Genomic DNA, 6609 nt, shown 5'->3' with positions numbered 1-6609 from the left:
GGACGCGTACCTGTTCGAGCTGTGGGGTGGGTCGCTGAAGCCGCTGCAGCTCGAGGGTGACAACGCGGTCCTGACCGGCACCACGGTCCACGTGTCCGAGGACGCTGCCGGTCTGCTGAACAAGACCTTCGGCACTGACGCCGTCAAGCGCGGCATGCTCGTCGGCACCGCCACGATCACCGCCCAGATCAAGTAGCACCCCCGCGGCACACACCGCACCACGCACCGGAAGGCGCCGCCCCCACCACGGGACGGCGCCTTCCGCACGTCGGGAAGGGGCGCGACGGCCGGGAGGCACGGTGCACCTCCGCCACCTGGCCCGGGACGACGGGTGCTCAGCGCCGACGCCACCACCGGTGCGGTCGCGCAGCGGCCTCGGCCGCCGCACGCTCGGCCGCAGCCACCTCGTCGGCGTCGCGTCGGGCCTGTCGGCGGTCGCGCCAGCGGTCCACCTCGGCGTCGACGTCGCGCATCGGGGTGACGACCGGCGGCCCGCCGAGCAACTGCCGCCGGGCCTCCTTCACGCGGGCGTTGAAGTCGACGAGGACCGCGCGGACGTCGTCCTCCGTCGCGAGCGCGTCGAGGTGGTCGTCGAGCTCGGCGTCCTCGGTGCGCAGCGCCAGCGCCGGTGGGGCGATGCCGCGGATGTCCTCGCGTTCGATCTTCGCCTTGATCCACCAGTCCGGGTCGTGCCGTCCGTCGTTGCCCGGCAGCGGCTTGCCGCGGTAGGGGTTCCCCTCGAAGACGCCACGACGCTCCGCCTCCTCGATCCGGGCACGGGCGTGCTGCTCGACGTCCTGCAGCCGGAGCAGGCGCCGTTCCTCGCGGACCTCGTCCGGGTCGAGGGAGCCGCGTTCGATCTCGCTGTCCACCAACTGCTGGTAACGGTACCGGGCCGCTCGTCGCAGTCGGTCCATGCGTGCGTCGACGTCGTTCATCGCCCCTCCATCATGCTCCCGCCCACCGACGGTCGGATCAGACGCGCGTGATCCGGTCCCGCCCCCCGATACGCCCGTCCCGTGGACGAGCCGTTCGATGCGCAGCTCCGAACATCCCCGGTCTCCGGGGTCCACGGTCGAACGCATGGGATCGCTGCCACTGTGGGCGCTCGTCCTGATCTTCGTGGCCGGTGCCGCGGTGATCTGGGTCGCGGGCATCCAGCTCTCCAAGACCACCGACGTCCTCGACGACCGCCTGCACCTCGGGAGCGCGCTCGGCGGTCTCATCGTGCTCGCCGTCGCGACGAACCTGCCCGAGGTCGCGATCACGGTGAGCGCCGGCCTGTCCGGCAACATCGAGGTCGCGGCGGGCAACATCCTCGGCGGCATCGCGATCCAGACTGTCGTGATCGCGATCCTCGACGCGTTCGGCCGACGCGGGAAGGGGGTGCGGCCCCTGACGTACCGAGCCGCGTCGCTCGCCCTGGTGCTCGAGGCGATCGTCGTCGTGGCGGTGCTCGCGGTCGTCGTCGCGGGGAGTCAGCTCCCGCCGGACCTGGTCATCGCGCGGCTCACCCCTGACGTCGTGCTCATCGCGGTCATCTGGATCGTCGGACTCCTGCTCGTGCAGCGCGCCGGCAAGGGGCTGCCGTGGCACGAGGACGGGCGTGCGCCGGACGCTTCGCCGCACGCCTCGGGGCACCGGACCCGCAAGCAGGACCCGCCACGGATGAGCACGAGGAAGGCGGCCGTCGTCTTCACGGTGTCGGCCCTCGCGACGCTCGGCGCCGGTGTCGTGCTGGAGCGCGCGGGCGACGCGGCCTCGGAGCAGATCGGGCTGTCGGGCGTGCTGTTCGGCGCGACGGTGCTCGCCCTCGCCACGAGCCTGCCCGAGATCTCCACCGGCATCCAGGCGGTCCGCCAGGGCGACGACAACCTGGCGGTGTCGGACATCTTCGGCGGCAACGCCTTCCTCCCGGTGCTGTTCCTGGTCGCCACGGTGCTGTCGGGCAAGGCCGTGCTGCCGCAGGCGAACGCGAGTGACGTCTACCTGACCGCGCTGGCCGCACTGCTGACGCTCGTCTACGCGGTCGGCCTGGTGTTCCGACCGAAACGGCGGATCGTCGGGATGGGCGTCGACTCGTTCGTCGTGGTGGTGCTCTACCTGGTCGGCGTCGCCGGACTCGTCGCGATCACCCTCGGCTGAGCCGGCGGCCCGGGGGCCCGGCGCTCACGACTCGGCGGCGACCTCCTCGATCGTCAGCGCCGCCTGGATGAGCGCCAGGTGCGACAGCCCCTGCGGGATGTTGCCCATGAACGCGCCGTCCTCGGCGCTGAGCATCTCGCTGAACAGGCCGACGTCGTTCGCCTGCCCCACCATCTCGTCCATCAGCGCGCGACCGTCGTCCACGCGGCCGACGCACGCCATCGCGGCGGCGAGCCAGAACGAGCACGCCACGAACGGCGATTCCTCCTGCTCCATCCCGGAGTACCGGTAGACCAGGGGCCCGTGCTGCAGCTGCTCCTCGATGGCACGGATCGTTGCTTCCATACGGGGCCCGCGGTCGAACGACGACATGGCGTGCAGCAGGATCGAGGTGTCCAGGGTGCCGGACCCCGGGTACATGACGTAGTGCCCGCGCTCCTCGTCCCAACCGTGCTCGGCGACCCACTGCTCGATGAGCTCACGGTTCTCCGTCCACTTCGCACGCGGGCCGTCGATCATGCCGGCGTCGTGCAGCTCGACCGCGGCGTCGAGGGCCTGCCAGCAGCCGATCTTGCTCGTCACGTAGTGCTGCGTCTCCTGCAGCTCCCACATGCCGGAGTCCGCTTCCTCCCACCGGTGGCAGGCGTCGTCGGCGAGCCGTTCGAGCACGCCCGCGGTCTGGCGGTCGAGGACGTTCCCCGCCTTGACGTACTGCCGCATGATCTCGAAGACGTCGCCCCACACACCGAGCTGCAGCTGGTCGCCAGCGCGGTTGCCGATCGTCACCGGGCCGATGCCGCGCCAGCCCGGGACGTCGCGTTCCTCGACGCCGTCGGTCTTCGACCCGTCGAGCTGGTAGAAGATCGGCATCGTCTCGTCGTGCTCGGCGATGGTGCGCATCACCCACGACACCGCGGCGTGCGTCTCCTCGCGCAGACCGAACCGGGTGAGCGCGTGCACCGTGTACGCGAGGTCGCGGACCCAGGCGAACCGGTAGTCCCAGTTCTTGCCGCCCGTGCCGTCCTCCGGCAGGCTCGTCGTCGGTGCCGCCGCGATGGCGCCGGTGGGCGCGTAGATGAGCAGCTTGAGCGCGAGGGCGCTGCGCTGCACCGCCTCGGCCCACGGGCCGTCGTACGAGAACTCCTCCGACCACGTCGACCAGTTCGCGATGGTGCGGTCGACGGCGTCGAGCGTGTGCTCCGGCTCCGGCAGGAAGATCGGCTCGTCCTGGGTGCCGACGATGGTCAGGATCGACTTCGACCCCTCGCTCGTCGAGAACCGCCCGGAGAAGCGTGGTCCGTCGTCGTGGACCGGCTCGAAGCCGTGCTCGACGATCGCGATCGTGACGCCGTCGATGCCGATCACGGTGCCGTTCGCGGTGTCCAGACGCTTCGGTTCCGCGGTGGCCAGGAGTGACCCGGGCACGACGGCCCACTCCATCTCGACCGATCCCTCGACGCCCTGCACGCACCGTGCGACCTCGGCCCACGGCAGGCGCCCGGCGACCCCGGTCACCATCGCGTCGGTGACCGTGCACGACCCCGAGTCGGTCGTCCAGGTGGTGACGAGCACGTTGGTGCCCGGCAGGTACTCGCGCTCGACGGTCGCGTCCCCGGTCGGCCGGAGGGCGATGTGGCCGCCGTGCTCCGCGTCGAGGATGCTCGCGAACACGGGCGGGGAGTCGATGGACGGGATGGGCAGCCAGTCGATCCGGCCGTCCAGCGCGATGAGTGCCACCGTGCGCCCGTCCCCGACCGCACCGTAGGAACGGAGCGGCACGTAGCCGTCGGTGCGTTCCTCGTTGTCGTTCGCGTCGGGGGTGTCGCGGGTCCGCTCGGTCATGCGTCCAGCCTGCCCGACGGGGGGTCGCGACCATCAGGCGGGCGTACCCCGCTGTGGAGGAGTCGCACCGCGCCTCCCGTCTGTGCAGGAGCGGCGACACGCCCGGGCGGACTTGTGCGTCCCGGGCGTGTCGCACTACTGTCGGTCCTCCTGCCCGTCGGCAGGACCGCCCGCCCCGGGCGACCACGGAAGGACCGCGATGCACGCCCTGCAGCACAGCACCCGCCTCGAGCGACAGCTCGACGCGTTCGTCGTGCTGTCCGCAGTGCGGTACGCGAACCGGTCCCTCCGCGAACCCGCGTAGGCACGCGCCGTCTCCCGACGCCCCGTGCCCACCCGGCCCGGGGCGTCCCTCCCGTCGTTCCTCCACCGGTGCTCAGCACCGGCCCGGAGACACGGGTCCCGTCCGCCCCGGACCGTCACCGCGACGGCCACCCGGCCGTCGACGACCGTCACGACGAAGGACGAACACCGTGAAGAAGATCAACGACCGATTGCTCAGCTGGGCCTCCGTGCTCGAGGAGAACACCGAGCAGCAGGCCCGCACGACGGCCCGGATGCCGTTCGTGTTCCCGCACCTCGCCCTCATGCCGGACGCCCACCTCGGACTCGGCGCCACCGTCGGCTCGGTCATCCCGACCCTCGGCGCGATCATGCCGGCGGCCGTCGGCGTCGACATCGGCTGCGGGATGATCGCGGTGCGCACGCAGTTCTTGGCGGGAGACCTGCCGACCGACCTGCAGCCGTTGCGCGAGCAGATCGAGCGGGCGATCCCGCTGTCCGCCGGTGCGTCGAACCGGAAGGTCGTCGCCACCGCCGAGCCGCGGATCGCCGAGCTCGAGACCATGGCCGAGGCAGCCGGCTTCGACCCCGCGGGGGCGCACGGCGGCTGGCGGAACCAGCTCGGCACGCTCGGCTCGGGCAACCACTTCATCGAGGTCTCGCTCGACGAGCAGGACCGGGTCTGGCTCTTCCTGCACTCCGGGTCGCGTGGCGTCGGCAACAAGATCGCGCAGCGGCACATCGCGGTCGCCAAGCGGATGATGCAGCGGTGGTGGATCGAGCTGGCGGACCCGGACCTGGCCTACCTGGTCGAGGGGACCCCGGAGTTCGACCGGTACATCGCCGAGCTGCGGTGGGCCCAGCACTTCGCCCTGCTCAACCGCGAGGAGATGATGGACCGGGTCGTGCGGCAGCTGTCCGAGGTCCTCGGGCGGCCGGTCGACGAGCAGGAGCGGATCAACTGCCACCACAACTTCACGCAGCGCGAGACGCACTGGGGGAAGAGCGTTTGGGTGTCCCGCAAGGGAGCGATCCAGGCGAGGGCGGGGCAGCCCGGACTCGTCCCGGGGTCGATGGGCACCGCGTCGTACGTCGTCGAGGGTCTGGGGAACAAGCCGTCGCTCGAGTCGTCGCCGCACGGAGCCGGTCGGCTCTACTCGCGGTCGGCGGCACGCCGGACCTTCACGCACGAGCAGCTGCGTGCGGCGATGACGGGGATCGAGTACCGCGACACCGACGCCTTCCTCGACGAGATCCCCGGCGCGTACAAGCCGATCGACCAGGTGATGGCGGACGCAGCCGAGCTCGTCTCGGTCCGGCACACGCTCCGCCAGGTCGTGAACGTCAAGGGCGACTGACGTCGGACGGACGAGAGGCACGTGGCGGTCCCGCCCCGTGCCTCCCGTCCGACGTCCCGCGCCGGGCGACGAGGCGCGCGCGGCTGTCCGTGCCACGCCGGCACGGACAGCTGCCCGCCGGACGGGCACGCTGGACCTGATGAGCGACCAGGCAGAACGAGCAGCACGCGAGACCGGACGACAGGCGGAGCGCGTCGCCGACAGCAGGTGGTTCGAGTTGACCGCCCGAGCCGGGTACGTCGGCAGCGGCATCGTGCACCTGCTCATCGGGTACCTCGTGGTGCTCCTCGGGTTCGGGAACGCGTCCGCGGGCAGCCAGACCGACCAGTCCGGGGCGCTGCAGCAGCTCGCCGCGGTGCCCGGCGGTGTCGTGCTGCTCTGGGTCGTCGCCGTCGGGACCGCCGCGCTCACCCTGCGGCTCGTGGTCGAGGCGGTCGTCGGCGGGCGCTCGGACGACGCCCGCGGGTGGGCGGCCCGGGCGAAGGACGTCGGCAAGGCGGTCGTCTACGGCGTCGTGTCGTACTCGGCGGCCTCGTTCGCACTCGGGGCCGGGAAGAGCTCGAGCGGGTCGAGCCGGAGCGCCGCCGCGCAGGCCCTCGCGACGCCCGGTGGGGTGTTCCTGCTCGTCGCCGCCGGCGCCGTCGCGTTCGCGGTCGGCGTCGGACTCGTCGTCATCGGTTGTCGTCGGTCGTTCCGGAAGCACATCGTCCGGCCGCCGAGGTCCCTCGACCGGGCCGTCACGGTGCTCGCGGTCGTCGGGTACATCGGCAAGGGCTTCGCCGTGGTCGTCGTCGGCGTGCTCATCGCGGTCGCCGGCATCCGGAGCGACCCGGAGCAGGCCACGGGCCTCGACGGCGCGTTCGACGCGGTGCGGGAGCTGCCCGGGGGCTCGGTCCTGCTCGTGGCGATGGGCATCGGGTTCCTGGCGTACGGCGTGTGGAGCTTCTTCCGCGCCCGCTTCGCCCGCCTCTGACGACGCGCC

5 protein-coding genes and 1 pseudogene are annotated in these 6609 nt (G+C 71.9%); 4 read left to right on the top strand and 2 right to left on the bottom strand.

Annotation, left to right across the window (positions count from 1 at the left end):
- Positions 1-196: pseudogene (locus DEJ23_RS15810) on the top strand (hypothetical protein); the annotation flags it as partial.
- A 139-nt stretch (positions 197-335) separates the two neighbouring features.
- Here the strand turns inward: DEJ23_RS15810 and DEJ23_RS13655 are convergent.
- Positions 336-938, bottom strand: coding sequence for a DUF1992 domain-containing protein (locus tag DEJ23_RS13655; protein WP_111240783.1), 603 nt, complete (start codon positions 936-938; stop codon positions 336-338).
- A gap of 145 nt (positions 939-1083) precedes the next feature.
- Here DEJ23_RS13655 and DEJ23_RS13650 point away from each other — a divergent pair, with 145 nt between their 5' ends.
- Positions 1084-2145, top strand: a complete 1062-nt coding sequence (locus DEJ23_RS13650; RefSeq protein WP_111240782.1) for a sodium:calcium antiporter — start codon at positions 1084-1086, stop codon at positions 2143-2145.
- 24 nt (positions 2146-2169) lie between these two features.
- Here the strand turns inward: DEJ23_RS13650 and DEJ23_RS13645 are convergent, their stop codons facing one another.
- Entirely contained in the window at positions 2170-3987 is a 1818-nt protein-coding gene (locus DEJ23_RS13645; protein WP_111240781.1) for a glycoside hydrolase family 15 protein, read from the bottom strand.
- A gap of 473 nt (positions 3988-4460) precedes the next feature.
- On the opposite strand from DEJ23_RS13645, the gene DEJ23_RS13640 reads away from it, so the two are divergent.
- Together DEJ23_RS13640 and DEJ23_RS13635 are read left to right on the top strand one after the other, a co-directional pair.
- Entirely contained in the window at positions 4461-5627 is a 1167-nt protein-coding gene (locus DEJ23_RS13640; protein ID WP_111240780.1) for an RtcB family protein, read from the top strand.
- A gap of 139 nt (positions 5628-5766) precedes the next feature.
- Positions 5767-6600, top strand: a complete 834-nt coding sequence (locus tag DEJ23_RS13635) for a DUF1206 domain-containing protein (protein ID WP_111240779.1) — start codon at positions 5767-5769, stop codon at positions 6598-6600.
- Positions 6601-6609 lie beyond the last annotated feature (9 nt).

It is taken from the genome of Curtobacterium sp. MCSS17_008, from assembly GCF_003234185.1.
Lineage (GTDB): Bacteria > Actinomycetota > Actinomycetes > Actinomycetales > Microbacteriaceae > Curtobacterium.
This window is presented reverse-complemented; position numbering and strand designations above follow the sequence as displayed.

Bases quoted from the DNA above. Each gene is read 5' to 3' on its own strand.
- DEJ23_RS13655 (WP_111240783.1), bottom strand. From the start codon at position 938: ATGAACGACGTCGACGCACGCATGGACCGACTGCGACGAGCGGCCCGG.
- DEJ23_RS13650 (WP_111240782.1), top strand. From the start codon at position 1,084: ATGGGATCGCTGCCACTGTGGGCGCTCGTCCTGATCTTCGTGGCCGGT.
- DEJ23_RS13645 (WP_111240781.1), bottom strand. From the start codon at position 3,987: ATGACCGAGCGGACCCGCGACACCCCCGACGCGAACGACAACGAGGAA.
- DEJ23_RS13635 (WP_111240779.1), top strand. From the start codon at position 5,767: ATGAGCGACCAGGCAGAACGAGCAGCACGCGAGACCGGACGACAGGCG.